The 24,667-nt window shown below is 70.9% G+C and carries 27 protein-coding genes; 15 read left to right on the forward strand and 12 right to left on the reverse strand.

Annotated features, from left to right (window positions below; translation table 11 throughout):
- Positions 1 to 256: 256 nt before the first annotated feature.
- Positions 257 to 778, forward strand: coding sequence for a hypothetical protein (locus C503_RS46095; RefSeq protein WP_156893352.1), 522 nt, complete (start codon positions 257 to 259; stop codon positions 776 to 778).
- A 525-nt stretch (positions 779 to 1,303) separates the two neighbouring features.
- Here the strand turns inward: C503_RS46095 and C503_RS0120360 are convergent.
- From C503_RS0120360 to corA, 3 genes are all read right to left on the reverse strand, one after another.
- On the reverse strand, positions 1,304 to 2,410 hold the full coding sequence (locus C503_RS0120360) for a WXG100 family type VII secretion target (RefSeq protein ID WP_018684067.1): 1,107 nt from the start codon (positions 2,408 to 2,410) through the stop codon (positions 1,304 to 1,306).
- 292 nt (positions 2,411 to 2,702) lie between these two features.
- Positions 2,703 to 3,500 (reverse strand): hypothetical protein, encoded by a 798-nt coding sequence (locus C503_RS40095; RefSeq protein ID WP_156893353.1) that lies wholly within the window; start codon positions 3,498 to 3,500, stop codon positions 2,703 to 2,705.
- Positions 3,501 to 4,034: 534 nt separating this feature from the next.
- Positions 4,035 to 5,117, reverse strand: a complete 1,083-nt coding sequence (gene corA / locus C503_RS0120375) for a magnesium/cobalt transporter CorA (protein ID WP_018684070.1) — start codon at positions 5,115 to 5,117, stop codon at positions 4,035 to 4,037.
- Positions 5,118 to 5,531: 414 nt separating this feature from the next.
- Here corA and C503_RS0120380 point away from each other — a divergent pair, with 414 nt between their 5' ends.
- Both C503_RS0120380 and C503_RS0120385 read left to right on the forward strand, forming a co-directional pair.
- Complete coding sequence (locus C503_RS0120380) at positions 5,532 to 6,035, forward strand: MaoC family dehydratase (RefSeq protein WP_018684071.1); 504 nt, start codon at positions 5,532 to 5,534, stop codon at positions 6,033 to 6,035.
- 28 nt (positions 6,036 to 6,063) lie between these two features.
- A complete protein-coding gene (locus C503_RS0120385; protein WP_018684072.1) occupies positions 6,064 to 7,176 on the forward strand; it encodes a DUF2332 domain-containing protein in 1,113 nt (370 codons plus the stop codon).
- Between the two features lie 6 nt (positions 7,177 to 7,182).
- Here C503_RS0120385 and C503_RS0120390 read toward each other — a convergent pair whose 3' ends face one another.
- Positions 7,183 to 7,605: an NUDIX domain-containing protein gene (locus tag C503_RS0120390; RefSeq protein ID WP_018684073.1), complete on the reverse strand. Its 423-nt coding sequence runs from the start codon at positions 7,603 to 7,605 to the stop codon at positions 7,183 to 7,185.
- A gap of 143 nt (positions 7,606 to 7,748) precedes the next feature.
- On the opposite strand from C503_RS0120390, the gene C503_RS46850 reads away from it, so the two are divergent.
- The 4 genes from C503_RS46850 (at position 7,749) to C503_RS0120410 (ending at position 10,089) form a co-directional block, all read left to right on the forward strand.
- Positions 7,749 to 7,913, forward strand: a complete 165-nt coding sequence (locus C503_RS46850; RefSeq protein ID WP_018684074.1) for a hypothetical protein — start codon at positions 7,749 to 7,751, stop codon at positions 7,911 to 7,913.
- A 19-nt stretch (positions 7,914 to 7,932) separates the two neighbouring features.
- Positions 7,933 to 8,508: a PH domain-containing protein gene (locus C503_RS0120400; RefSeq protein WP_018684075.1), complete on the forward strand. Its 576-nt coding sequence runs from the start codon at positions 7,933 to 7,935 to the stop codon at positions 8,506 to 8,508.
- A gap of 97 nt (positions 8,509 to 8,605) precedes the next feature.
- Complete coding sequence (locus C503_RS0120405) at positions 8,606 to 9,469, forward strand: PHP domain-containing protein (RefSeq protein WP_018684076.1); 864 nt, start codon at positions 8,606 to 8,608, stop codon at positions 9,467 to 9,469.
- Entirely contained in the window at positions 9,469 to 10,089 is a 621-nt protein-coding gene (locus C503_RS0120410) for a MarC family protein (RefSeq protein ID WP_018684077.1), read from the forward strand. Before C503_RS0120405 ends, C503_RS0120410 begins: the two co-directional genes overlap by 1 nt.
- Here C503_RS0120410 and C503_RS0120415 read toward each other — a convergent pair.
- Positions 10,082 to 10,429 (reverse strand): arsenate reductase family protein, encoded by a 348-nt coding sequence (locus tag C503_RS0120415; RefSeq protein WP_018684078.1) that lies wholly within the window; start codon positions 10,427 to 10,429, stop codon positions 10,082 to 10,084. The two genes, C503_RS0120410 and C503_RS0120415, sit on opposite strands and share 8 nt — an antisense overlap.
- A 94-nt stretch (positions 10,430 to 10,523) precedes the next feature.
- On the opposite strand from C503_RS0120415, the gene C503_RS0120420 reads away from it, so the two are divergent.
- Both C503_RS0120420 and C503_RS40100 read left to right on the forward strand, forming a co-directional pair.
- Positions 10,524 to 11,330: a RecB family exonuclease gene (locus C503_RS0120420; protein WP_425393531.1), complete on the forward strand. Its 807-nt coding sequence runs from the start codon at positions 10,524 to 10,526 to the stop codon at positions 11,328 to 11,330.
- On the forward strand, positions 11,327 to 11,695 hold the full coding sequence (locus C503_RS40100) for a hypothetical protein (RefSeq protein WP_245572536.1): 369 nt from the start codon (positions 11,327 to 11,329) through the stop codon (positions 11,693 to 11,695). Before C503_RS0120420 ends, C503_RS40100 begins: the two co-directional genes overlap by 4 nt.
- On the opposite strand, the gene C503_RS0120430 is transcribed toward C503_RS40100, so the two are convergent.
- The 3 genes from C503_RS0120430 to C503_RS0120440 are packed head-to-tail and all read right to left on the reverse strand — an operon-like array spanning position 11,692 to position 13,762.
- The gene (locus C503_RS0120430) at positions 11,692 to 12,372 is read right to left on the reverse strand and encodes a hypothetical protein (protein ID WP_026316519.1); all 681 of its coding nucleotides are present in this window, start codon (positions 12,370 to 12,372) and stop codon (positions 11,692 to 11,694) included. The genes C503_RS40100 and C503_RS0120430 overlap by 4 nt on opposite strands.
- Positions 12,360 to 13,073 (reverse strand): PP2C family protein-serine/threonine phosphatase, encoded by a 714-nt coding sequence (locus C503_RS40105; RefSeq protein WP_018684082.1) that lies wholly within the window; start codon positions 13,071 to 13,073, stop codon positions 12,360 to 12,362. The genes C503_RS0120430 and C503_RS40105 overlap by 13 nt, the downstream gene beginning before the upstream one ends.
- Positions 13,074 to 13,126: 53 nt before the next feature.
- A complete protein-coding gene (locus C503_RS0120440; protein ID WP_018684083.1) occupies positions 13,127 to 13,762 on the reverse strand; it encodes a TetR/AcrR family transcriptional regulator in 636 nt (211 codons plus the stop codon).
- Between the two features lie 188 nt (positions 13,763 to 13,950).
- Between C503_RS0120440 and C503_RS0120445 the strand changes: the two genes are divergently transcribed.
- The 3 genes from C503_RS0120445 (at position 13,951) to moeZ (ending at position 17,385) form a co-directional block, all read left to right on the forward strand.
- On the forward strand, positions 13,951 to 14,943 hold the full coding sequence (locus tag C503_RS0120445) for an alpha/beta fold hydrolase (RefSeq protein ID WP_018684084.1): 993 nt from the start codon (positions 13,951 to 13,953) through the stop codon (positions 14,941 to 14,943).
- A gap of 93 nt (positions 14,944 to 15,036) precedes the next feature.
- Positions 15,037 to 16,080 (forward strand): DUF3152 domain-containing protein, encoded by a 1,044-nt coding sequence (locus tag C503_RS0120450; RefSeq protein ID WP_018684085.1) that lies wholly within the window; start codon positions 15,037 to 15,039, stop codon positions 16,078 to 16,080.
- A 126-nt stretch (positions 16,081 to 16,206) separates the two neighbouring features.
- The gene (gene moeZ / locus C503_RS0120455; RefSeq protein ID WP_018684086.1) at positions 16,207 to 17,385 is read left to right on the forward strand and encodes an adenylyltransferase/sulfurtransferase MoeZ; all 1,179 of its coding nucleotides are present in this window, start codon (positions 16,207 to 16,209) and stop codon (positions 17,383 to 17,385) included.
- A 132-nt stretch (positions 17,386 to 17,517) separates the two neighbouring features.
- Here the strand turns inward: moeZ and C503_RS0120460 are convergent, their stop codons facing one another.
- Entirely contained in the window at positions 17,518 to 17,742 is a 225-nt protein-coding gene (locus C503_RS0120460; RefSeq protein ID WP_018684087.1) for a DUF3107 domain-containing protein, read from the reverse strand.
- A gap of 282 nt (positions 17,743 to 18,024) precedes the next feature.
- Positions 18,025 to 18,696 (reverse strand): ferritin-like fold-containing protein, encoded by a 672-nt coding sequence (locus C503_RS0120465; RefSeq protein ID WP_018684088.1) that lies wholly within the window; start codon positions 18,694 to 18,696, stop codon positions 18,025 to 18,027.
- A 324-nt stretch (positions 18,697 to 19,020) separates the two neighbouring features.
- Between C503_RS0120465 and C503_RS40110 the strand changes: the two genes are divergently transcribed.
- From C503_RS40110 to C503_RS0120480, 3 genes are read left to right on the forward strand one after another with little or no spacing between them, the layout of a single operon-like run.
- Positions 19,021 to 20,709: a DEAD/DEAH box helicase gene (locus tag C503_RS40110; protein ID WP_018684089.1), complete on the forward strand. Its 1,689-nt coding sequence runs from the start codon at positions 19,021 to 19,023 to the stop codon at positions 20,707 to 20,709.
- Between the two features lie 4 nt (positions 20,710 to 20,713).
- Positions 20,714 to 22,060, forward strand: coding sequence for an Rv3212 family protein (locus C503_RS0120475; RefSeq protein ID WP_018684090.1), 1,347 nt, complete (start codon positions 20,714 to 20,716; stop codon positions 22,058 to 22,060).
- A 19-nt stretch (positions 22,061 to 22,079) separates the two neighbouring features.
- A complete protein-coding gene (locus C503_RS0120480; RefSeq protein ID WP_018684091.1) occupies positions 22,080 to 22,913 on the forward strand; it encodes an alpha/beta fold hydrolase in 834 nt (277 codons plus the stop codon).
- Here the strand turns inward: C503_RS0120480 and C503_RS40115 are convergent.
- On the reverse strand, positions 22,888 to 23,751 hold the full coding sequence (locus C503_RS40115; RefSeq protein ID WP_018684092.1) for an alpha/beta fold hydrolase: 864 nt from the start codon (positions 23,749 to 23,751) through the stop codon (positions 22,888 to 22,890). The two genes, C503_RS0120480 and C503_RS40115, sit on opposite strands and share 26 nt — an antisense overlap.
- Complete coding sequence (locus C503_RS0120490) at positions 23,748 to 24,659, reverse strand: AurF N-oxygenase family protein (protein ID WP_018684093.1); 912 nt, start codon at positions 24,657 to 24,659, stop codon at positions 23,748 to 23,750. The genes C503_RS40115 and C503_RS0120490 overlap by 4 nt, the downstream gene beginning before the upstream one ends.
- Positions 24,660 to 24,667: the final 8 nt, after the last annotated feature.

The following is a 24,667-nucleotide window of genomic DNA, read 5'->3' on the forward strand; positions in this document are numbered from 1 at the left end:
CGTCGTGGCGAGGGGTCCGGAGCCTGCGGACGGGTCGGGGGTCGGATTCGGTGTGGAGCCGGGTCCCGACGACGGATCGGGCCCGGGGGCTCCCGGGGGTGGAGTCTGCGCCGATGGATCGGGAGTCGGGGTGGGCCCGGAGCCGGGTGTCGGGCTGGGGGCCGTTCCCGGAGGCGGGGTGACTCCCGCCGACGGGTCAGGACTGGGCGCAGGAATGCCTGCGGCCGGGGGCTGGGAGGGCATCGGGGTCAGGACCGTGGATAAGTCCGGTCCGGTGCCGGTGGCTGGCGGTGTGAAGACCGAGGACGGGTCCGGTGCCGGAACCGGGTTGGGTGTGGGGCCGGGCACCGGGGCCGGGCTGGGTGCGGGCACGGGGTTGGGCGTGGGCCCCGGCACAGGTGCCGGAACCGGGTGCGGAGTCGGCCCGGGTACCGGTCCCGGCGTAGGCCCTGGAATCGGGCTCGGCGCGGGTCCGGGGAGCGGCGCGGGGTTCGGCGAGGGCACCGGGTTCGGTGTCGGGCCGGGCACCGGGTTCGGGCCGGGCGCCGGGATGGGATTGGGGGCTGGCCCGGGTACCGGGCTGGGGTTCGGCGATGGGATCGGACTGGGCGGCGAAGCGCCGAGATCCGGCGCCTGGACCGCGCTGCCCGGATCGGGAGTCGAAGCCGAACTCGGCATCGTGCTGCCCAGGCCCGAGGTCGAGCTGGAAGCGGGCATCGTGCCGCCCAGGCCATGGGCTGGGCCGGGACCCGGCAGCGCCGCGCCGCCCAGACCGTGAGCAGGCCCGGGGCCCGGAAGTGCTGTGCCGCCTAGGCCATGGGCTGGGCTGGGGCCCGGCAGTGTGCTGCCCAGACCGTGGGCCGGGCCGGAGCTCCGGAGCACGCTGCCCAGGTCAGGGCCCGCGCCGAAACTCGGTGCCGTGGTGCCCAGGGCAGACCGGCCGAGGCTTGGCGCCATGCCGCCCAGAGGTGGGATCGGCAGGGCTGTGGAAACCGTGGCGGCTTGGTCCGAGGGGACCGGGCCAGGGCGCTGGCGTGTGCTGCCCAGGTCAGAGTCCGTGTCGGAACTCGGTGTCGTGTCGCCTGTGGCCGATCGGCCGAGGCTTGGCGCCGTGCCGCCCAGGGGTGGGATCGGCAGGGCTGTGGAGACCGTGGTGGCCTGGTCCGGGAGGACCGGGTCGGAGATCGAACCCGAGATGGAGCCCGAGGTCAGGTCCACCGCGTGCGGGGTCGGCATCGGGAAGACCTCGGTCGCCTGGGTGGGCGGGTTGGGCTGGTCGAAGTCGCGCATGTCGGTCGCCTCCTCAGAGTCCGATTACCGGGGGCGATGCCTTCTGGTCCAGGGCGAACGGGTCTTCCGCGTCGTACGGGTAGCGCCTGCGGTGTTCGCCCGCGCTGTCGCCGTGGCCGCCCATGCCGCCCGCGCCCATCGGCATGCCGCCGCCCATGCCCGTGCCGGAGCCCGCGCCGCCCGTGCTCGCGGCTGCGGGGACGTTGCCGGGGCTGAAGGTGCGGGTGGGGCCGCTGGCCAGGGCTTCGGTGGCGCCGACCGCGCCGCCCACGCCGAGGGGACGGGCGTCGCCTGAGGCCGGGGCGCCGCCGATGGCCGCGGAGCCGCCGTAGCCTGCGGATGTGCCCGTGCCCGGGTGGCCGGGGGCGTTGTCGAAGCTCTGGACGGCGGTGCCCGGGTCGCTGCCGTTGGCGGTGAGCATGGCCCAGCGCATCTCGATGTCGGTGATGTACGAGACCGGGGTCTGCGGGGGCGGGGGCAGCGCGGGGCCGGGGTCCTGTGGGTGCTCGTGCAGCACCGTGTCGCGGGCCTCGAATGCCGGGGTGGCGCGGTCGATGCCGATGGCGGCGCCCTCGAAGCGCTTCATCGCCTCCACGGCCATCGCCTTGAGCTTGGCCTGTTCCTGTTCGGCGGTGAACGCGCTCTGCGTGCCCGCGGCCGTGCCGGAGATGGCCGAGACCAGCGGGCCGCCGGACTGCAGGGCGCGGGCGGCGCTGTCGGCGGCCTGCGCGGGCGGTACCGGGGGCTTGGTCGGCAGGTCCGGCATGGCGTCCTGGGCGGCCTTCAGCGCGCCTGCCGCCTCCTGGATCGGGTCGCCGATCTGCTTGGCCGTCTCGCCGAGGTCGGACACCCACTGCGCGTTCAGCGCCACATCGTGCCTGGCCTGCTCGGCGGCGCTGCCCGACCAGTAGTTCATCAGCTCGTCCAGGGCGGTCGACAGCACGTCGGCGGCGTCCACCACCTCGGTGCCCGCCGCCCGCCAGTCGTCGGCCAGGCGCTCCAGCTGTGGGGCGCTCGCCTGGTCGGTGACCATCTTGACCAGCTGTTCCAGCGAGCAGGACTCCCAGTTGTAGCCCGCGGTGACGTACTCGTCCCGGCCTTGCTGCTGCCCACCTGCCATCGCTGTTCTCCCCTCGGTGGTTGCCCGGACCACCGTCCCCTACGACACCCGCGGACGTTCGCTCCCGCCGGTCACGCTATCCGGTCGGACGCACACCCGGCACCGGTAGTTCCCTCCCGGTCACTCCTCGTTCCACACACCTCTATCGATACCGGTGGAATCGCGCAAGACGTCTTTTCCCCGCCTTCGTACCAGCCACCCATGACCGGCCGTCGAACCACGCGGATTCACTCGTACGGCCTAGCGTCACCGAATGTTCACCTACCACCGGTGTCCACCGCCGACAAATACGTCACGGGGTTACCGCCGATGGTTGCGCCTTCTGCACCACCTGGTCGGCGAAGTTGTCCAGCAGGCGGGTGCCGACCTCCTGGGAATATCCCAGTACCAACGCGAACAACAGCAGCGCCGCGTGGTTGCCGATCGGGTCGTGCAGCAGGCCGGTGCGCAGCACCAGCACCCCCACCACGGCCAGGATCGCGCCGAGCATGATCTTCACCAGCGCTTGGTACGGGGTCAGCGAGTACGGCACCACGCTCGGCTTGCTGCGCAACAACAACACCACCACCGCGATCGACGCGCCAAGCACGCCCATCAGCTGCAACCACCACACGTCACCGCTGGACGGCGCGGACCCGCCGGTCGGGCAGACCAGCGCCGTGCCCTGGCCGAGGCACAGCGGCAGCATGCGCTCGTGCAGCGCGGTCAGCCAGCCGATGGTCAGGTTCACTGCGAGCAGCAGCAGGCCGAACAGGATGATCCGGTTCCGCAGGCTGCGCACGGCCGCGGCCGCGTCGTCCGTCACGCTGTGCGCGGCCCGCAGCGCGCTGAGCACCATTACCCGCTGGGTGGCGTCGTCCAGCCCGTCGAAGGTGGTCGGATCCAGCGCCTGCCAATGCGGGTTCTTCTCGTCCAGCTTGCGGCCCACCACCCCGCGCACGTACGGCAGCCTGCCCGGCAGGTCCGGGGCCGAGGAGACCAGCAGCTCCTCGGCCAGGTGGATTGCCCGCCAGGCGCGCTCGATGCTGGATCCCGAGTACCAGCGGCGCAGCCTGCTGCGCGCGGTCGCGGCCCGTGCGGCGATCTCCATCGCGGTGTGCACCGCGCCCGGGACCGGGGCGTCCGCCGGTCGATGTCCGACTGCAACCGCTGCAACCGTTCCGCGACGATCATCCGCCAGGCGGACGACGGGTGCAGCCGCTCGACCCGTTGCGACCAATCGGGTCCCGCCGCGACCGGATCGGTTTCCGGCTCGGTAGTGGCATTCTCGACGTCCGCCGGGTGATTTCCGTTGGGCGTCAACAGGTTCTCGGGCGCGGTCGCCCGCAGGTCCGAACTCACGCATTCCCCCCGCGATCGGGCGGACCCGCGAACCCCCGCGCGTCGAAGCACCCGACCCCTCCGGCTCGATGATCGCGCACCGCGCCGGGGGCATTACCCGGGTGTCCGATTTCCTCAGGTGTTGGGGGACTCCGCGAGGATCACGGTCACCACCGAGATCCACGTGACCACCACCGCGAGCAGCCAGAACTTCACATTGGTAAGCAACCGGACCATGGCGAAACCTCCCATCGAAGGGCGAACGGGGAAACTGGCTGTGGCCGAACGGTGAATCGTCGGTCGGCTACAGCCATCGGTTCTTGCGGAATATCCGGTACAGCACGATGCAGGCGAAGAAGATGACGACCATCACCACGGGATAGCCGAACCGCCACTTCAGTTCCGGCATGTGCTCGAAGTTCATGCCGTACACGCCGACCACCATGGTGGGCACGGCGATGATCGCCGCCCAGGAGGTGATCTTGCGCATGTCGGTGTTCTGCTGCAGCGTGATCTTCGCCAGGGTCGCGTCCACGAGCGTGGTGAGCAGCTCGTCGAAGCTGGTGACGCGTTCGGACACCGTGGTCAGGTGGTCGTCCACGTCGCGGAAGTAGGAGCGGACCTGCTCGGGCACCAGCGGCGAGCAGCCCTCGGCCAGCCGCCGCAGCGGGTTGGCCAGCGGCATCACCGCCCGGCGCAGCTCCAGGATCTCCCGCTTCATCAGGTACATCTGCTCGGCGCTGACCGGGCTGCGCGGCGCGAAGACCGCCTTCTCGATCAGGTCGATGTCGTTCTCGAACGCGTCGGTGACCGCCATGTACGTGTCCACCACGTGGTCGGCGATCGCGTGCAGCACCGCGGCCGGTCCGGGCCGCAGCCGGTCCGGGGTCGACTCCAGCTCACCGCGCAGCTGGTGCAGCGCGGAATGCTTGCCGTGCCGGACGGTCACCACGTAGTCCGCGCCGAGAAAGGCCATGATCTCGCCGGTCTCGACGATCTCGTTGGCCGTGGTCGGCGACTCGTGCTCGACGTAGCGGACGGTCTTGAGGACCATGAACAGGTTGTCCTCGTAGCGTTCCAGCTTCGGCCGCTGGTGCGCGGTGACCGCGTCCTCCACGGCCAGCTCGTGCAGGCCGAACGTCTCGGCCACGCCCTGGATCTGCTCCTCGTCCGGCTCGTGCAGGCCGATCCAGACGAACCCCTCGCCGCGGCGGCGCACCTCGGCGACCGCGTCCACGTGCGTCCACCGGCCGGGCAGCCGGATGCCGTCCACGTAGACACCACAGTCGACCACGTACGCGGACAGCGGCACTGGGATGGGCGGCGCGGGCGGGCCCACGCGGTTGGCGCGGCCGCGCAGGCCGCCGAACGAGGGAATCGCGGGCATCCGGACCTCCGACGAAGACTCCGAGTCTTCCGCCGCTGGGCGCGGCGGACCGCGGGGCGCGCTGGGCACTCTCGCGGGGACGGAGCGTCCCGGCCGGAACTGCGGGGTCAGCCGTGGTGGCGGACGCCTCCGGTGGGGACGCGGGTACTACTGCAACCGGTCGCGGATTCATGACCATGCGGGTCGCTCATGCGTCCTCACCTCCTTGGTCCGATGGTGGTCCGGTGACTCGCACGGCCCTACCGGAGGGTCAGCGTACTCCAGGATCCGTCGCACTCGACCATGGCCCGGGAGAGTCGAGCGGATTTCACGGTCCCGTCATCGCCAGGTCGGTGTACTGCCTCACAAGCGGTTGCACCCCGCGGGCGGCGGTCGTAGACAGGGGCCTACTCGCCGGTCACTTAGGAGGGTGCGGTGCAATTCGGGCGGTACTACGAGGAGTTCGAGGTCGGCGCCGTGTACAAGCACTGGCCCGGCAAGACCGTGACCGAGTACGACGATCACCTGTTCTGCCTGCTCACCATGAACCACCATCCGTTGCACCTGGACGCGCACTACGCCGAGCACTCGACCGACTTCGGGAAGAACGTGGTGGTCGGCAACTACGTGTACTCGCTGCTGCTGGGCATGTCGGTGCCGGACGTCTCGGGCAAGGCGATCGCCAACCTTGAGGTCGAATCCCTGCGACATGTGAAGCCGACCTTCCACGGTGACACCATCTACGGTGAGACCGAGGTGCTCGACAAGACGCCGTCCAAGTCCAAGGACGACCGCGGTGTCGTCTACGTCGAGACCCGCGGCTACAACCAGGACGGGACGGTGGTATGCGTCTTCCGTCGCAAGGTGATGGTGCCCAAGCGCTCCTACGGTGAGGGGCGCGGGGGCGAACAGCCGGGACGGCCCGAGCCCACGGGCTGAACCGGCAGGACAAAGCGGAGGAGCGCCCGTGACCGCGTCGCTGGAGCAGATCAGACAACGGTTGCGGCGGTTCGCCGAGCACGAGGCGGCGGGCGCGTCCCCGCTCTACGAGCACCTGGCCACTCAGGCCGCCGAGGACGACGAGGTCGCCGGTCTGCTCACCGGCGCCCCGGACGCCTTCGCGTACCCGACGCTGCTGCTGGCCGCCGCGCACCGGGTGCTGCAGGCCGAGCCGTTCCACGAGCTGGTCAACTACTACCCGTCGCTGGGCGGCAGCTACGGGCTGGACGCGGGCACCTGGCCGCTGTTCCGGTCGTTCGTGCTGGAGCGGGCGGAGAGGATCCGGACCCTGGTCGCCACGCACACCACGCAGACCAACGAGGTGCGCCGGGCCGCCCTGCTGTACCCGGCGGTCGCGCTGGCGGCCAAGCAGGCGGGCGCCCCGGTCGGTCTGCTGGAGGTCGGCTGTAGCGCCGGGCTGCTGCTCAACCTCGACCGGTACGCCTACCGCTACCAGACCGAGCAGTCCGGCCAGATCGTGGTCGGACCGGCAAAGACCCCGTTGGGCCTGCACTGCGCGCTGGAGCTGGCCGCAGGCGCCACGCTGCCCACGATCCCGAAGAAGCTCGCCGTCACCGCCCGCGTCGGCCTGGACCGGGCCCCGGTCGACCTGGTCGACGAGGACGCCGCCGCCTGGCTGGAGGCGTGCATCTGGGCCGACCAGCCCGAGCGGCAGCGGCTGTTCAGCACCGCCGCCGCGTTGCAGCGCAAGGATCCGCCGGAGCTGGTCCGCGGCGACGCGGTGGCCGACCTGGCCGCCGCGGCCGCGCGCATCCCGGTGACCGTTCCGCTGGTGGTCATCACCAGCCACGTGCTGGTCTACCTCACCGAGTCGGAGCAGGCCGCGCTGGTCGCGGGGCTCGCCGAGCTGGCAGGCACCCGGCCCTTGTGGTGGGTCAGCGACGAGCCGTACGCCGGTTCACTGGCGCACGTGCTGCCCGACCGCGCGGACCTCGTCCCGGCCGACGGTCAACCCGCGTTCGCGACTCTGGGGCTCACCAGGTGGGACAGGGGGGTGCCGACGAGCGCCGCGCTCGCGCGTACCGCCCTGCATGGTGAGCGCATGGTCTGGCTCGTCTGATTCCCGTCATCGGGGCAGCTCACCCCAGTCGGCGAGCTGCTCGAAAAGCCCCTCGACCAGGGTATCGGTGTCGCGCAATGTGGTGAAGATCGCAAGATCCACCCATCTGGCGGCATCGGCGTCGTCACCCGGCGAAAGATCACCGCCGGTAACCGAACACCGGTAGTCGTGGATGTCGAACACCCCGCCCGGCGCGGGGCGCTCGACGCTACCCACGTGCCGCCCGACGACGACCTCCAGACCGGTCTCCTCGCGCATCTCGCGTCGCAATGCGACGGTGTCCGATTCCCCGGGCTCGACCTTCCCACCGGGGATGGACCACAGTCCGCGACCGGGCTCCCGGCCGCGCCGGATCAGCAGCAGCCGGCGGCTCGCGTCCATGAGCACGCCGCCGACACACCTGATCCGTTGAACCCGATCGCCGTTCATGACAGCGGAGCGTAGTCATCTGGCGGTGATCACCGTCCGCGTTGCCCCAAGCGCGCGACTACCCTCCCTAAGCGCCGCCCGGTGCGGTACAACGGTTTTCAGCAGGCGCCATGACGGGTGCGTACGGAACGGGGTAGATCACAGTGGACATCAAGAAGATCTTGATCATCACTGGGGCCGCTTTGCTCGTCTTCTTCCTGGTGACGCAGCCGGTCCAGTCCGCCGGGATCGTGAACTCGATCCTGACCACACTGCGTGAGGGAGCCGAAGCGGTCATCACCTTCGTGCGGACTGTCTTCCAGAGCTGACACGAAGTAGCGTCGGAACATGTTCGCGCCCAGGGACCCCGACGAGTACCTGCTCGACTCCGAACGCCGGGTCATCCGGGTCCGCAGGCATTGGGCCAGCCTGGCCTGGCAGGTGTTCGAGGCGGTCGCGCTGCTCACGGTGTGCGTGATGATCTCCTACCTGCTGCCGCCGCAGGCGTGGCTGATCCAGAACATCCTCTGGTACGTCGCGCTCGCGGTGGTGCTGCGGTTCACCTACCAGGTGATCGAGTGGTGGGTCGAGCGCATCGTGGTCACCGACAAGCGGTTCATGATGACCACCGGGGTGTTCACCACCCGGGTACTGATGATGCCCATCAGCAAGGTCACCGACCTCACCTACAAGCGCACGGCCACCGGCCGCATGATCGGCTACGGCACGATGGTCGTGGAGTCCGCAGGCCAGATCCAGGCGTTGAACAACATCGAGTACCTGCCCAAGCCGGAGCAGGTCTACGACGCCATCTCGGAGCTGGTCTTCGGCGACAAGAAGGCCCAGGCCGAGCGGTTCTCGATGATCAAGGCGCAGCGGCTGGCCCGGGGTACCCGGCGCACCCGCCGCGGCACTCCCGCCTAGCTCGCGGACCACGGTTTCGGTCGCCCCCACGTGATGGTTGTCATCACGCGGGGGCTGATCGTCGTGCGGTCCACGGGGTATGCGGAAAACTGACACCGTGCGGATCGATCTCCACTGCCACTCCACGGCCTCCGACGGCACCGACACGCCCGCCGAGCTGGTCGCCGCGGCGCACCGGGCGGGCCTGGACGCGCTGGCCATCACCGACCACGACACCACCGCGGGCTGGGCCGAGGCCGCCGCGGCGCTGCCACCCGGCCTGCGGCTGGTCCGCGGCGCCGAGCTGACCTGCGTGTCCCCGGACGGCCGGGGCGGGTGGTGCACGATCCACCTGCTGGCCTACCTGTTCGACCCACAGGCCGAGGCCGTGGTCGCCGAACACGCCCGCACCCGGGCCGAACGCCGCACCCGGCTGCACACCATGGCCACCCGGATGGCCGCTGACGGCTACCCGGTCGACGCCGACACGCTGCTCGGCGACCTGCCCGCCGACGTGCCCGCCGGGCGGCCCCATCTGGCCCAGGCGCTGGTCCGGGCGGGTGTGGTGGAGTCGGTCGACCAGGCGTTCGCCGAGCTGCTGCACGGCCGCAACCACTACCACGTGCCCAGCCACAAGACGCTCGCCGTGGACGCCATCGACATGACCAAGGCGGCGGGCGGGGTGACCGTGCTCGCGCACGGCTTCGCGCACCGGCGCGGCCCGACGGTCTCCGCCGAGGTGATCGGCGACATGGCGGCCGCGGGCCTGGACGGGGTCGAGGTCGACCACCCCGACCACGACCCCGAGGCGCGCGCCCGGCTGCGCGCGCTGGCCGACCGGCACGACCTGATCGTCACCGGTTCGAGTGACTACCACGGCACCAACAAGACGGTCCGGCTCGGCGCCGAGACCACCGACCCGGCCATGCTGGCCGAGCTGGTCTCCCGGGCGAGCGGCGCCGGACTGCTCGTGGGCAGCTGATGGCGGTCTTCGACGCGGCGCTGTTCGCCGAGGCCACCATCACCCTGGTGGTGATCATGGACCCGCCCGGCACGGTGCCGGTGTTCCTCAGCCTGACCGGCCGCAAGACCAGGGCCACCCGCAACCGGGCGGCCCGCCAGGCGGTGCTGGTGTCGCTCGGCGTGATCAGCCTGTTCGCGATCAGCGGCGAGGCCATCCTGCGCTACCTGGGCATCGGCATCCCGGCCCTGCAGGGCGCGGGCGGGCTGCTGTTGTTACTGATCGCGCTGGACCTGCTGACCGGCAAGGGCGGCTCCGAGCCGGAGGCCGTGGAGGACGTGAACGTGGCCCTGGTCCCGCTGGGCACGCCGCTGCTCGCCGGGCCGGGCGCGATCGCCGCCACCATCGTCTTCGTCCGCGAGGCGGGCGGGCACGTGGCCTCCTACGTCGCGCTCGGGCTGGCGATCCTGGCCGTGCACCTGATCCTCTACCTGTGTCTGCGGTTCTCCGGCGCGGTGATCCGGTTGATCAAGGACAGCGGGATCGTGCTGCTCGCGAAGATCGCGGGTCTGCTGCTGGCGGCCATCGCGGTGCAGCTGGTGGCGAACGCCGTGCGCGGCTTCATCGCGGGCGCTAGCTGAGCGCCTCCTCGATCGCCTCCGGGCTGCGCGCGATGTAGGCCCGGCCGTCGTCGGTGATCACGATGGGCCGCTCGATCAGCACCGGGTTGGCCGCCAGCACGGCGATCCACGCGTCCCGGTCGCGCGGCTTGTCGGCCAAGCCCAGCTCCTTGGCCATCGGCTCCTTCATCCGGGTGATCTCCCAGGGCTCCTTGCCCAGCTTGGCCAACACCGCCGCCAGCTCGGCGACGGTCGGCGGCTCGTCCAGGTAGCGGCGGACGGTGTGCGCGGGCGCGCTGTCGTCGAGCGCGGACTTGGCGGCGCGGGACTTGGTGCAGCGCGGGTTGTGCCAGATCTCCATGCGTGGATTATCGCTGGTCACCTCCCGGGCGCGGTCGGTGTCGGTGCGGGTGCGTACCGTGTGCGGCGTGCAGGACCAGCTCGGTTTCGACAGCATGCCCAAGAAGCTCATCAAGGTGACCCCGTCCCGGCTCGGCGTGTGGGCGGACTGCCGGTTGCGCTTCCGGATGACCTACCTCGACCGACCCACGCCACCGCGTGGCGGCCCATGGGCGCACAGCACCATGGGCGCGGTGGTGCACAACGCGTTGAAGGGCCTGTTCGACCTGCCCGCGGACCAGCGGACGCCGGATCGTGCGGCGGCTCTCGTGGGCACGCACTGGAAGGACGATGGTTTCGCGGATCGCGAGCAGGCCATGGTCTTTCGTGAACGTGCCGCGGGCTGGGTGCACGACTACGTCCGTGGCACGGATGTGACCGAGGAACCGGTGGGGCTGGAGCGGTGGGTCTCGGCGCCGGTCGGCACGATCATCGCCGAGGGGCGGGTCGACCGGATCGACCAGCGCGGGGACGAGCTGGTGATCGTCGACTACAAGACCGGGCGGCACGCGCTGACCACCGATGACGCTCGCGGCTCGCAGGCGCTGGCGTTGTACGTGCTGGCCGCTCGTCGGACGCTGCGGAAGCCGTGCACCAAGGTCGAGTTACATCACCTGCCCACCGGCACGGTCGCGGCCTGGGAGCACACCGAGGAGTCGTTGGCCCGGCACCTGTCCCGGGCGGAGGAGAGCGCGGACGAGTTCCAGCTGGCGATCGACACGCTCGCCGCCGGAGGTGATCCGGAGGTCCTCTTCCCGGCCAGTCCGGGGCGGCAGTGCGGGTGGTGCGATTTCCGGCGTAGTTGTCCGACCGGGCAGGCCACTGGACCGGCGCTGGACCCATGGGCGATGCTGTCCCCGTGACCGGCCCTACTGAACGCCTGCCTCGCGACGACGAAGTCACTGAGGAGCTTCCTCAGGTTCGTGATGCGGAAGCTGATGCTGTCCCCGCGAGTACGCGCTCCGGCTTCTGGCGTGAGCTGTCGGGGGCGCTCGCGGTCGGGCTCTGCGTGCTTGCGTTGGGCGTGCTGGGGTTTCAGGTCGTGGCTTGGTTTCGGGGGATTCCCGGGCCTGGGGTCGGGGTGCTGCTCGGGCATGTCGTCCTGGCCACGGTAGCCGTGCTTGCCCAGCGCTTCGCGGACCGTCGGCGGGGGCCGGAGGCGGCGTTGGCCGTGTTGTTCGTGTGCATTGCGACGGGAGTGGCGATCTGGTTCTTCTGGTGGGCCTAGTGGTGCCCGCAGAAGCGATGCGGGACCAAACCCTGGTCCGCCGCCACCAACAACCTCTCCCGGATCAGGTAGTCCGCCAGCTCGTGCCGGTGTCCCTGCGGCTCGCCCCAGATCTCGGTCACCACCTCGTTCAGTGCCCGCTCCAACGCCGTGAATGAGGTCAGTCCCATGCACAACCGGGTCCGGGCCCGGTCCAGCGGCTTGGGCGACTCGATTCCCGGGGTGAAGTACTCCCGGTAGTACGCGGCCAGTACGGCCCGATGTCGTGGCTTCCGGGACAACAGCAACGCCACCCGCACGGCAGCCCCATTAAGACCGATCATCGTTTCCGGGCCATCCACCCGAGGCTCCGGCCATACCGCCGAATCCCGTACAACGAGCCGGACTCGCTCTTCCCAGAGCCGAACCTCGGCTTCCCCATCCGGCAAGGGAAACGCGCAGCGCTCGGACACGGTGAACCGCAAACTCTCCGCCGCCACCCACACGGCGAGCTTGTCCCGGGAGTTCACCAGCCACCAGCGCCCGTCCATATGCCGCAGGAACGGTGCATTGGGGGCCCGGGAAATCCGCTCGTCCCGGCCGTCACTCAGGAAGTCGCGGTCCAGCCAGAGCTGTTCCCCGGGTGGCACGACCCGGGGTTCGGGCAATGCGTGGAAATCGACGATCAGTTCAGCCAAGCCGTGCTCACATCCCCGACGACAACGGTCACGTTGTCCCGTGCCCCGGCCGCGCAGGCGGCTTGGACAAGGGTGTCCGCGCACATCGCGGGTTTCGCTGATCGGAGTGCGGCCAGCAGGTTCCACAGCTCCTGGCCGACCGCGTTGGTCAGGCCGTCAGTGCACAGCACATACCGGTTCCCACGAACCGCCGTCCGCTCCCACAGGTCCGGCCGCACCACCGGCTCCAGCCCGATCGCCCGTACCAGTGCCGATCGGTTCGGGTGTCGGGCGCCTTCCTCCTCGGTCAGGTGCCCGGCCGCGACCAGTTCCAGGCCCAGTGTGTGTGGCCGTGTCAGCAGTTCCATCGACTCCGCCGTCTGCACGATGGTGACGCTGTCGCCGACATGTGCCCCGCGCACCACCCAGCGCCCACGGCCCTTGGTCAGGATGGCCACGTCCAGGGTCGAGCCCATCCCCGCGGTCGCGGGATCGGTCTCGGCGTGCCGCCTGACCAGGTCGTTCGCCGCCGCGACGAGGAGTTCGGGGGAGTCGCCGCCGGTGGTCGACACCGCTTGCACGGACAGGGCGGAGGCCACGTCGCCCGCCGGGGCGCCGCCGACGCCGTCCGCGACCGCCAGGTGGTGGCGGGTGGCGTGCCAGGCGTCCTGGTTGGTGTCGCGGGCGCCGAGGGCGTTCGCGGTCGCCGAGGTGAAGATCATGCTCGCCACCGTGCCCGGTCCCGGTCGGGAACGGCAGAGAGAGCCCTCACCCCTCAGTCGTGCGGGTGCAGCGGGAAGCCGCCGCCGATACCGCGCCAGGCGAGGTTCGAGATCAGGCTGATGGCCTCGTCCTTGTCCAGCACCCGGTTGTCGGCCAGCCACGCGCGCGCGGCCACCTGGCTGGCGCCGACCAGGCCGACCGCGAGCAGACGGGCGCGAGTCTCATCCAGGCTGGCGTCCGCGGTGATGGTGGCGGTGATCGCGTCCACGCTGGCGCTGGTGGCCCGCTCGATGGCCTCGTGCACCAGCGGCTCGCCGCGCAGGTCCGACTCGAAGACCAGGCGGAACGCCTGGCTCTCGCCGTCGACGAAGTCGAAGTAGGCGCCGACCGCGTTGCGTACTCGCAGCTTGTTGTCGGTGGTCGACTCCATCGCCTCGGTCACCCGGCGGACCAGCTCGTCCACGTGCTTGTCCAGCAGCGCCATGTACAGCTCAAGCTTGCCCGGGAAGTGCTGGTAGAGGACCGGCTTGCTGACGCCTGCCCGCTCGGCGATCTCGTCCATGCCCGCGGCGTGGTAGCCGTTGGCCGCGAACACGTCCTGGGCGGCGGCGAGCAGCTGGGCGCGCCGGGCCGTGCGGGGCAACCTGGCCCCACGGCCGGTCGCGTGCGACTGGATCGTCTCGGACATCGCCTCTCCACCCTCGTTGCTCGCGTCGTTCGGGCCAGGATCGCCAACCCGCGCGGGTGGTTCGACCATAACTCGCCGGTATCCCCGTTCGGGGCACCTTCACTTCACGAACGTGCTCCCGGTCAAGTATCCAGTGTGGCGGCGAATACACCACGGCGAGGCCTGGAAAACGGATGCACACTGGACCGATGACACTCGCCACCGGCTCCAGATCCGGCACCCGGGCCCCACTCACCCGGGTGCCTCTCTCCACCGCCGAGATACCGGCGGTCGACCCGGCCCGGCAGCCCTGGCCGGGCGAGGTCATCGAGTCCGCCGGGGTGCGGCTGCACGTGCGGCGGACGCCGGGGGAGGGGCCGGTCACCGCGGTCTACGTGCACGGGCTCGGCGGGTCGGCGACGAACTGGACCGACCTGGCCGCCGGGCTGGCCGGGCGCGCCCCGGGCATCGCGGTCGACCTGCCCGGGTTCGGCCGCACCGAGCCGCCGGAGGGCTACACCTACGCGCTGGACGCCCATGCCGACGTGCTGGCGACCTGGCTGCGCGGCCTGGACCTCGGGCCGGTGCACCTGCTGGGCAACTCCATGGGCGGCGCCATCGCCGTGTTGCTCGCCGCCCGCAACCCGGACCTGGTGCGCACGCTCACCCTGGTGTCGCCTGCCGTGCCCGACCTGCGGCCGCTGGTCAGCCGCATCTCCGACCGGCGCATCCCGCTGGCGTTCCTGCCGGTCGTCGGCCCCAGGGTGCGCCGCAGCCTGGCCATGCTGACCCCGCACGAGCGGGCGCTGCAGATGCTCAACCTCTGCTACGCCGACCCGGCCTCTGTCTCCCCGGACCAGCTGGCCGTGGCCACCGCCGAGTACGCCGAGCGGGCCGGGCAGCGCTGGGCTGGTCCCGCACTGGCGCTGAGCACGGTCGGGCTGATCCGCGCCTGGTTCACCACCGGCGTGCGGTCGCTGTGGCGGGCGGTGCGGCAGGTGCAGGCGCCGACGCTGGTGATCTGGGGCAGTGACGACCGGCTGATGACGGTGCGCAAGGCCCCGCGCACCGCCCGGCTGATCCCGCGGGCCCGGCTGCTGGTGCTGCCGCGCACCGGGCACGTCGCCCAGATGGAGCGCCCCACCACGGTGGCACGCGCGGTGCTCGGGCTGTGGGAGGCGGTCGACGACGACCGGTGGTAAGCCCGCGGGCGAGCACGCCACGCCGAAGGCACCCCGGCGAGCACCATCGGGTACAGCTCTACGTGATGTGGCACCCTGGGGCCCGTGAGCCGAATGACGCAAGGCGAGCCGGACACGGCCACCGGGTCGTCACGCTCCGCAGCCGACGCGCGTGCCGCCGACCGGAGAACCGGCAGACGGACCAAGGGCGAGCCGCTCACCGCGTCCTGGTCGCCGGAGCGGCCGAGACCCCGGCGCAGGCGCGGCATCCTGGCCACCTACGGCTGGCGGCTGTACGCGGTGCCGGTGCTGATCGCGGTCACCGGCCTGGTCGTCTACCAGACCGCGGCGGAGAAGGTCGAGCCGCAGGTCCAAGCCGCCGCGAACACCGCGACCAACGGTGACGTGAACCCGGTCGCGGAGAACCAGGAGGAGGGCGGGCCGGACGCCACCGAGCGCCCCGCCGCCCCGGTCGACCTGCACATCCCCACCGCCGAGCTGCCCAACGGCGGCCCGTTCACGCAGGCGGGCAAGGGCACCTGGCACCCGGTGCCGGGCAGCGGCCCCCGGGTCGGCACCGGCCCGAAGTTCTACACCTACGTCGTCGAGGTCGAGGACGGTCTCGACCCGTCCTCCTTCGGCGGCGATGAGGCGTTCGGCACACTCATCGACCAGACCCTGGCCGACCCGCGCGGCTGGACCGGCCTTGGCGAGATCTCCGTGCAGCGGGTCGCCCCGGACTTCCCCAACCCCAGCTTCCGGGTCAGCCTGACCAGCCCGGACACCGCGCACCTCGACACCAAGTGCGGCTACTCGATCAAGTACGAGTCCTCCTGCTACCGGTCGAGCGAGAAGCGCGTGATGATCAACCTGGCGCGCTGGGTGCGCGGCGCGGTCGCCTTCGGCGGCGACATGCTGACCTACCGCCAGTACGCGATCAACCACGAGATCGGCCACGCGTTCCGCAACGGCCACGTCGGCTGCCCGCAGCAGGGCGCGCTGGCGCCGGTGATGATGCAGCAGAGCTTCGGCGTGTCCAACGACTACGTGGCCCAGCTCAACCAGGCCGCGGGCAACCGCGCCGACCCGGTCCGCGCGGACGGCATGGTGTGCAGGCCCAACGCCTGGCCGAACCCGCAGGCGACTCCCCCGGCCTGACCAGGCGCGGACGCCAGGAGACCGGACGCACACCTCCCGGATCCTGGGAACCGGGAAGACCCAGGTGGGATCCCGGTGTTGCATCGGAGGAGAATCGGGCACACATCCGTGTTGTAGGAGGAGCCGATGCCAGGCAGTTTGCCGCCGCTCGTCGAGCCGGCGCAGGAGCTGACCAAGGACGAGGTGGCCCGGTACAGCCGCCACCTCATCATCCCGGACGTGGGGATGGACGGGCAGAAGCGCCTGAAGAACGCCAAGGTGCTGGTGGTCGGCGCGGGCGGGCTGGGCAGCCCGGCGCTGCTCTACCTGGCCGCCGCGGGCGTTGGCACGCTGGGGATCGTCGACTTCGACGTGGTGGACGAGTCCAACCTGCAGCGGCAGGTCATCCACGGCCAGTCCGACGTCGGCAAGGCCAAGGCCGTCTCGGCGCAGGAGTCGATCGCGGAGATCAACCCGCTGGTCGAGGTGATCCTGCACCAGGAGCACCTCAACTCCACCAACGCGCTGGAGATCTTCCGCGACTACGACCTGATCCTGGACGGCACCGACAACTTCGCCACCAGGTACCTGGTCAACGACGCCGCGGTGCTGCTGGGCAAGCCGTACGTCTGGGGGTCGATCTTCCGGTTCGAGGGCCAGGTCAGCGTGTTCTGGGAGAACGCGCCCAACGGCCAGGGCCTCAACTACCGCGACCTCTACCCCGAGCCGCCGCCGCCCGGGATGGTCCCGTCCTGCGCCGAGGGCGGCGTGCTCGGCGTGCTGTGCGCGTCCATCGGGTCGGTCATGGTGACCGAGGCGATCAAGCTGCTGACCGGCATCGGTGAGCCGCTGCTCGGTCGGCTGATGGTCTACGACGCGCTGGAGATGTCGTACCGCACCATCAAGATCCGCAAGGACCCGGAGACCAAGCCGATCGAGGGCCTGATCGACTACGACGCGTTCTGCGGCGTGGTCAGCGAGGACGCGCAGAGCGCGGCGGCGGGCAACACGATCACCCCGCGCGAGCTCAAGGACAAGTTCGACCGGGGCGACGTGTTCACCCTGGTCGACGTGCGCGAGCCGGGCGAGTACGAGATCGTGCGCATCGAGGGCTCGGTGCTGATCCCGAAGGATCGGATCCTGTCCGGCGAGGCGCTCGCCGAGCTGCCGCAGGACCGGCAGATCGTGCTGCACTGCAAGTCCGGTGCCCGCTCGGCGGAGGCGCTGGCGGCGCTGCACAAGGCGGGCTTCAAGGACGCCGTGCACGTCGGCGGCGGCGTGCTGGGCTGGGCCAGGGACGTGGACACCAGCCTGCCCACGTACTGATCTTCGGCTGATCCTCGGGGCCCGTGCGCGCACGGGCCCCGAGGCGTACCAGGACCCTCCGAACACGACGGAGCCGAACACGCCGGAGGGCCGCCGTCCACAGCGGACAGCGGCCCTCCGGGATGGTTCGGGTCAGCGGGCGAAGCCGACCTTGCGCGCGTCCGCGCCGCCGATCTCCACATAGGCCACCCGGGCCGTGGGCACGATGAACCGCTTGCCCTTGTCGTCGACCAGGGTGAGCTGGCCCTGCTGGTTCCTCAGGGCATCGGCGACCAGGGCCTCGACCTCGTCAGGAGTCAGCGAGCTGTTGAGCACGAGCTCCCGCGCGGTGTCCGCGACACCGATCTTGACCTCCACGCCGACCTCCGGGCTCGAATCCGAAACGTTCCAAACTGAAGGCTAGTCGAGCACACCACTCGAAACCGCGCAGGGGCGCAGCGCGTTCACCCACCGCGAACTCGCGTTGCCTTATCCCACCACCCGCCCCCTCATCCCCGCCCGGCATCGTCCCCGGCTTTGGGCGCGCACCTTGGCTCAGTCCGGCGCGGCCAGGGTGCACAGACGCAGTGGTGGGCCATGCTGAACCAGCCGTGAGGTGCGGACCGCGGGCTTGTGGAGGGAGCGTTCTGGGTCGCACCACTAGCCCAAGCCCAGGGCGTTCATGCGCTTGCCGTGTTGTTGCTGGAGGCGGCGGAAGAGGGCGGCGATACCGGACAGGTCGCCGGTGCCCGCCACGATCAGTTCGGACAGTCCGTCGCGCTCGGCGACCACGTACTGCGCCTGGGTGAGGGCCTCGCCGAGCAGCCGCCGCCCCCACAGGGCCAGCCGGTCGCGGACCGTGCGGTCGCGGTCGATCGCGGCGGTGACCTCGCGCTCGGCGAAGGCCGAGTGCCCGGTGTCCGCGAGCACCTCCAGCACCAGCAGCTTGGTGTCCTCGTCCAGCCAGGACCCGATCTCGCGGTAGAAGTCGGCGGCCAGTCCGTCGCCGACATAGGCCTTGACCAGCGACTCCAGCCAGGAGCGTGGCGCGGTGGAGACGTGCCAGGTGTCGATCGGGGCGATGAACGGGGCGATCGCGTCCTCGATCCGCACTCCGTGCTCGGCCAGGTACTTGTCGATCTTGGCGTAGTGCGCCATCTCGGCCGCCGCCATCTCCGACAGCGCGGCCCGGCCGGACACCGTCGGCGCCGACCTGGCGTCCTCGGCCAGCCGGTCGAACGCCGACAGCTCGCCGTAGGCGAGCACCCCGAGCAGGTCCACCACCCCGGCCGAAAGCCTGCCCCCGGACACTCCCGACACCGCGTTCTCCATGGTTGGCAGCGTATCCGGAGGCTGTCGCGGGTAGACTCGCCAGGACGCCTGGCCAATCCCCCGCGCGAGCGGGCGGCGCCGGGCTACCGGCAAGACCTCGGGAAACACCGCGGGCACCTCCGCCCGCGGACCGAGCGAGAGGGTGCGCGCCTACCTCGCAGGCCCTCCCGCGCCCCATCCGGACCTGTCGAGTCCGGGGCGGACGGCGCGGTCGAGAAGGGCCCTCCAGGGCAGTGCGCGCTGGTACGAGAGAGGCTGATCACCCTGACGCAGGACAACACCGCGGGCGGCGACACCGCCGCGCGCGCCGACGAGCTGGACCCGGTGACGCTGGAGCACAGCGAGGCCGGGCTCCCCGAGAGCGACACCTCGCACCCGCTCACCGCGGGTGCCTCGGTCAACCCGGACGCGCCCACGTTCGCCGAGCTCGGGGTCAAGGAGGAGATCGTGCGCGCGCTCGTCGAGGCGGGCATCGAGCGCACCTTCGCCATCCAGGAGCTGACGCTGCCGCTGGCGCTGGCGGGCGAGGACCTGATCGGGCAGGCCCGCACCGGCACCGGCAAGACGCTGGGCTTCGGCGTGCCGCTGCTGCAGCGGGCGGCCACCCCGGGCGACGGCACCCCACAGGCACTGGTCGTGGTGCCGACCCGCGAGCTGTGCCTGCAGGTCACCGCCGACCTGCGGGACGCGGGCAAGCACCTGGGCGTGCGCGTGCTCGCCATCTACGGCGGCCGCCCGTACGAGCCGCAGGTGGCCGCGCTGCGCAAGGGCGTGGACATCGTCGTCGGCACCCCCGGCCGGTTGCTGGACCTGGCCGAGCAGAAGCACCTGGTGCTGGGCAAGGTCAGCGGCCTGGTGCTCGACGAGGCCGACGAGATGCTCGATCTGGGCTTCCTGCCGGATATCGAGCGCATCCTGCGGATGGTCCCCGACCAGCGGCAGACGATGCTGTTCTCGGCCACCATGCCGGGCCCGATCATCACCCTGGCCCGCACGTTCCTCACCCAGCCCACGCACATCCGGGCCGAGGAGAACGACGCCAGCGCGGTGCACGAGCGCACCGAGCAGTTCGTCTACCGGGCGCACTCGCTGGACAAGGTTGAGGTGGTGGCCCGCTCGCTGCAGGCCGAGGGCCGCGGCTTGACGATGATCTTCACCCGGACCAAGCGGACCGCGCAGAAGGTGGCCGACGAGCTGACCGAGCGCGGGTTCGCCGCTGGCGCGGTGCACGGTGACCTGGGCCAGGGCGCCCGTGAGCAGGCGCTGCGCGCGTTCCGCTCTGGCAAGGTCGACGTGCTGGTGTGCACCGACGTGGCCGCGCGCGGCATCGACGTGACCGATGTCACGCACGTGATCAACTACCAGTGCCCGGAGGACGAGAAGACCTACGTGCACCGGATCGGCCGCACCGGCCGGGCAGGCAAGACCGGCGTGGCGATCACCCTGGTCGACTGGGACGAGGAGGCGCGCTGGAAGGCGATCAGCGACGCGCTCGGCCTGGACCGGCCCGCGCCGGTGGAGACCTACTCCACCTCCGAGCACCTGTACGCCGACCTGGGTATCCCGGAGGGCTCCACGGGCAGGCTGCCGATCGGCAAGCGGACCAGGGCGGGTCTGGACGCCGAGCCGGAGGAGGACTTCGGCGGCAAGCGCCGCAACGGCGGCGCCTCCCGGTCCCGCCGGGTGCGGGCCACCGGGGCGGGCCGGGTCCGCACCGCAGAGGCCACGGCCAGCAGGCCCGCGAGCGACGAGGCGGGCGAGGGCGACAGCAGGCCGCGCAGGCGTCGTCGCCGTCGCGGCGGTGCCGAGGTCGGCGCCGAGGCCGGGCCGGACACCGGCACCGAGTCGGTGAGCCCGGTCGGTGCCAACCCGGCCCCGGCCGAGGACGCCGCGCAGGCCGACCGGCCCGCCCGGGTGCGGCGGCGCAGGCGGCGCTCCGGCGGCGGCGCGGGCGACGCGGCCACCGATTCCGGGACTCCCCACACGGGTGACACCTCGGGCAGCGCAGACTGACCGGGTGACGCCCGGCAACACCACCGGCGCGGAGGACGTGCTCGACGGGCACGTCCCCGCCCTGCCCACCCGCCAACGACGCGGGTTCACCCGTCGCCGCGACCCGGTGATCGCTCTCGCGATCTTCCTGGTCGTGGCCGCAGCCATCCCGCTGACGTGGGGATCCACCGCGTTCGCGCGCACCGAGTCGCATCCCGGCGCGGGCAGCTACCCGGTGCTGCCGCCCGCCACGGACGTGCCCGCGACGCTGCGCGAGGTGTGGCGGGCGCCCAGCCCGGCCACCTGGCACCCGATCACCGTGGCGCCGCTGCCCGACGAGGGCGGCGACGTGGCGTCCACGGTGCTCACCGGTGCGGGCGGCGAGGTGGACGGGCGCGACCCGGAGACCGGGGCGGTGCGCTGGAGCTACCGGCGCGACCTGCCGCTGTGCGGGGTGAGCGCGGCGTGGAAGCGCGCTGTCGCTGTGTACCGGACCGACGGTGACCTACTGCCGTCGAGTGACCCCCGCTCGGGTGGCGGGTGCAGCGAGATGACCTCGCTCAAGTCCACCAGCGGCGAGCGCGAGGACACCCGCGACCTCGACGCCGAGGTCGATACGCACCTGCTCTACGACGGGGTCGACTACCTGACCACCACCGGGCAGAAGCTGCTGCTGACCTACCGGTCCGACCTGGTGCTCACCAACCAGTTCGGGACCGTGCCCGCCATCGTCAACCCGGACAAGCAGCCGCGCACCGACTGCACGTACCACTCGGTGCTCACCTCGCCGGGCAAGATCGGCGTCATCGAGCGCTGCCAGGGCGACACCGCCGACCGGCTCACCGTGCTGCGCGCCGCCCCCGCCGACTCGGACAAGCCCGAGGAGCTGACCAGCCAGCTGCTGGACGGCGGCTCGGCCAGGATCGTCGCGATGAACGACGCCATGGTGGCCGTCGTGCTGCCGAACCCGGACACGATCGTCGTCTACACCACCGACGGCCAGCGGGTCGGCAACTACCCGGTCACACTGGGCGCGAGCGACCTCGCAGGCGACCCGGTCGGCGGCAACACCCTGGTCAGCCCGGCCACCGGCACCTATCTGTGGTTCACCGGCAGCCGGGTGGTCGCGCTCGGCGCGGCCGACCTGTGTCCGCAGTGGACGGTGGAGGGCGCGCTCGGGCCCGGAGTGGTCTACGCGGGCCGCGTGCTGGTCCCGGTGGCGGGCGGGCTGGCGGTGATCGACCAGGCGGACGGCAGCCGGACCGGCACCATCCCGGTCGACCGCGGCGGTTACACCGGTCCGGTGACAGTCGGCGCGATCGGGTCGGTCGTGCTGGAACAGCGGGGCGAAACGTTGGTCGCGCTGCGCTGATCCGGGCACACTCGGAGCCATGCACTCCCAGCTGAGCAGTCACTCGGCGCGGGCGGTCACCCTCGGGCCGCTCGCCGCGCTGTGCGTGGACAACGGCGGGCCGTACGTGGTGCTGGTGCCTGGGTTCACGGGGTCCAAAGAGGATTTCGCGCCGATTCTGGACCCGATCGCCGAGGCGGGGTTCAGTCCGGTCGCGATCGATCTACCTGGGCAGTTGGACTCGCCTGGGCCTGCCGATGAGGCTGCCTACTTCCCGGAGCCGTTGGGGCGGGTGGTGGCCGAGTTGGTCTCGTCGTTGGACCGGCCGGTGATCCTGTTGGGGCACTCGTACGGCGGGCTGGTGGTGCGGCGAGCGCTGCTACAGGGGGCGCAGGTGGCCGGGCTGACGTTGTTGAGCTCCGGGCCAGGGGAGCTGCCGCAGGGGGCTCGGCGGCTGGTACTGGATATCGGGGAGCCGGTGGTCCGGGCGCAGGGGGTGGTGGGGGCGCATCGGCAGATGGAGGTCTTGAACGCCGCGAATCCTCGGCATCAGGGGCTCGGGGATTCGGTCCGGACGTTTTTGGATGCCCGGTTCTTGCGGAATGTGCCCGAGGCGTTGTTGGGGATGAGTCTGGGCCTGCGAACGGAGCCGGATCTGGTGGCCGAGCTCCGGCTGGCGTTGGGCGGGTCGCCTTGTGTGGTGGCTTGTGGGGTTGACGATGATGCTTGGCCACCGGTGGTGCAGCGGGATATGGCGGAGCGGTTGGATGCGGATTTCTGGGTGATCCGGGGGGCTGGGCATTCGCCCGCGGTGGAGAATCCAGAAGGGCTGATGGAGATTTTGTTGCCTACTTGGAAGAGCTGGCTTGGATAGGGGCGCCTGTCACCAGACGGTTCAGGTGGGTGGCTACTTCTTGCGCTCGTTCGTAGGTGAGCATGTGGCCCGCGTCCGGGTAGATGGCAAGGCGTGAGTTCGGCAAGGCGTTTGCGATTGTTCGGGCATCTCGCGTCGGGCACAGTCGGTCTCGGCCGCCGGACAGGACGATTGCCTGGACGCCTTGGTACGTGGTCAGGGCTTCGAGTCGTTCGTGTTCGTTGAGGGAATCGCGGAACTCGACCATGTTGGCGGGGTTGCAGCGGCCTACCTGGGCGGCCGCGGCCGTGATGTGTGCTCCGAGTGGTTTCCTGCCGAACACGAGCCAGCGCACACCGGGGCGGGCCCAGGCGCTGTAGCGGCCGAGAAGACTTGGGCGGCGGGACCCGCCTAACCGGCGGTTGAGGAGCTTCTCCAGATACAGCACGGGTTTGGCGATGCGCCTCGGGAGGCCGAGCGTCAGCTGGGAAAGGCCGCCGGAAGTCGTTGCCACGAAGGCGACGCCGGTCACCCGGTCGGTGATCAGGTCGGGATGGCGTTCGGCCAGGGCCATCAGGGCCATGCCGCCCAGGGAGTGGCCTGCCAGGACGATCGGGCCGTCCGGGACGCGGGTCGTGATCAGGTCGGCCAGGTCGTCGGCGACCTGGGCGATCGACGCGGTGCCCGGCGGGGCCGGGTCGGACCGGCCGTGGCCGCGCAGGTCGAAGCGGAGGACGCGGACACCGGCCAGGCGCTCGACGACCGGGTCCCAGCAGGTGTGGTCCATGGTCCAGCCGTGCACCAGGACCACGGTCACCGGGCCGGAGCCCGCATCGACGACGTTCAGGTGGGCGGTCATGTGGCGAGCAGCATCGAGCGGCGCCACAGGAGCATTCCCGGGCCGCCGACCAGGTCGGCCTCGGTCAGGAACTTCATGATGCGTTCGCCCCAGAAACGCATGGTCTCCTGGAAATGGGGGTTGGCCTTGGCCGCCTTCCACGCCACCCTCGGGTCCAGGCCGACCGCTTTGTAGACCTTGGGGTTGATGAGGCTCAGGGCCACGAAATACGAGACGAACGCGGTGAGGGCCCGGTGGTAGTGCTTGGCGAGCCAACCCGCGCGGGCCATGCCCTTGGCCACTTCCTGGCGGGCGAAAGTGACGTGGCGGGCCTCTTCGAGCACGTGGATCCGGTTGACCATGCGGATCAAGGGTTGCAGCTCGGGATCGGCCATGTTCTCCCGCTGCATGCGGTCCAGGACTTCCTCGGCCACCAGGATCGCCGCGTAGGCCGACGGGCCTCGGCCCAGTAGCGGCAGGATCTTGGCGAGGTTCTTCACCCAGCGGCGGGGGCCATAGGCGGGGACGGAGAAACGACGGCAGGCTTTGCCGAACATGGTGGAATGGCGGCACTCATCGGCTATCTCGGCCAGGAGATAGTGGACGTGGTCGGTGGTGGGGTCGTGTTTATAGACCTGTTTGAGCAGCATCTGCATCAGCAGGACCTCGAAGAAGATGCCGGTGGAGGCGATGCTGGCGATTTCGTGCTTGCCCAGTTCCAGGCGCTGTTCCGGGGTGAGCCGGTCCCAGATCTCGGTTCCGTACAGCGATATCCGGTGTTCCGGGTGGAAATGCTTGTCGGCCGGGATAGGGGCGTCCCAGTCGATGTCGATGTCCGGGTCGTAGAACTTGTCGGCGGAGGACTTGAGTAAGCGGGCGGCGGTCTTCTCGCGGTCGGCTACCTTGGCGACCTGCAGCGCTCGGCTCATCGGGCGGT

Source organism: Actinokineospora enzanensis DSM 44649 (assembly GCF_000374445.1).
GTDB classification, from domain to species: Bacteria; Actinomycetota; Actinomycetes; order Mycobacteriales; family Pseudonocardiaceae; genus Actinokineospora; species Actinokineospora enzanensis.

Coding starts and splice junctions, on each gene's coding strand:
- C503_RS0120440 (WP_018684083.1), bottom strand. CDS start 13,762: ATGTCCGAGACGATCCAGTCGCACGCGACCGGCCGTGGGGCCAGGTTG.
- moeZ (WP_018684086.1), top strand. CDS start 16,207: ATGCCAGGCAGTTTGCCGCCGCTCGTCGAGCCGGCGCAGGAGCTGACC.
- C503_RS0120450 (WP_018684085.1), top strand. CDS start 15,037: ATGACGCAAGGCGAGCCGGACACGGCCACCGGGTCGTCACGCTCCGCA.
- corA (WP_018684070.1), bottom strand. CDS start 5,117: ATGCCCGCGATTCCCTCGTTCGGCGGCCTGCGCGGCCGCGCCAACCGC.
- C503_RS0120390 (WP_018684073.1), bottom strand. CDS start 7,605: ATGAACGGCGATCGGGTTCAACGGATCAGGTGTGTCGGCGGCGTGCTC.
- C503_RS40115 (WP_018684092.1), bottom strand. CDS start 23,751: ATGACCGCCCACCTGAACGTCGTCGATGCGGGCTCCGGCCCGGTGACC.
- C503_RS0120415 (WP_018684078.1), bottom strand. CDS start 10,429: ATGGAGATCTGGCACAACCCGCGCTGCACCAAGTCCCGCGCCGCCAAG.
- C503_RS0120400 (WP_018684075.1), top strand. CDS start 7,933: ATGTTCGCGCCCAGGGACCCCGACGAGTACCTGCTCGACTCCGAACGC.
- C503_RS0120360 (WP_018684067.1), bottom strand. CDS start 2,410: ATGGCAGGTGGGCAGCAGCAAGGCCGGGACGAGTACGTCACCGCGGGC.
- C503_RS40105 (WP_018684082.1), bottom strand. CDS start 13,073: ATGATCTTCACCTCGGCGACCGCGAACGCCCTCGGCGCCCGCGACACC.
- C503_RS0120410 (WP_018684077.1), top strand. CDS start 9,469: ATGGCGGTCTTCGACGCGGCGCTGTTCGCCGAGGCCACCATCACCCTG.
- C503_RS0120480 (WP_018684091.1), top strand. CDS start 22,080: ATGCACTCCCAGCTGAGCAGTCACTCGGCGCGGGCGGTCACCCTCGGG.
- C503_RS0120465 (WP_018684088.1), bottom strand. CDS start 18,696: ATGGAGAACGCGGTGTCGGGAGTGTCCGGGGGCAGGCTTTCGGCCGGG.
- C503_RS40095 (WP_156893353.1), bottom strand. CDS start 3,500: ATGGAGATCGCCGCACGGGCCGCGACCGCGCGCAGCAGGCTGCGCCGC.
- C503_RS0120445 (WP_018684084.1), top strand. CDS start 13,951: ATGACACTCGCCACCGGCTCCAGATCCGGCACCCGGGCCCCACTCACC.
- C503_RS0120490 (WP_018684093.1), bottom strand. CDS start 24,659: ATGAGCCGAGCGCTGCAGGTCGCCAAGGTAGCCGACCGCGAGAAGACC.
- C503_RS0120420 (WP_425393531.1), top strand. CDS start 10,524: ATGCCCAAGAAGCTCATCAAGGTGACCCCGTCCCGGCTCGGCGTGTGG.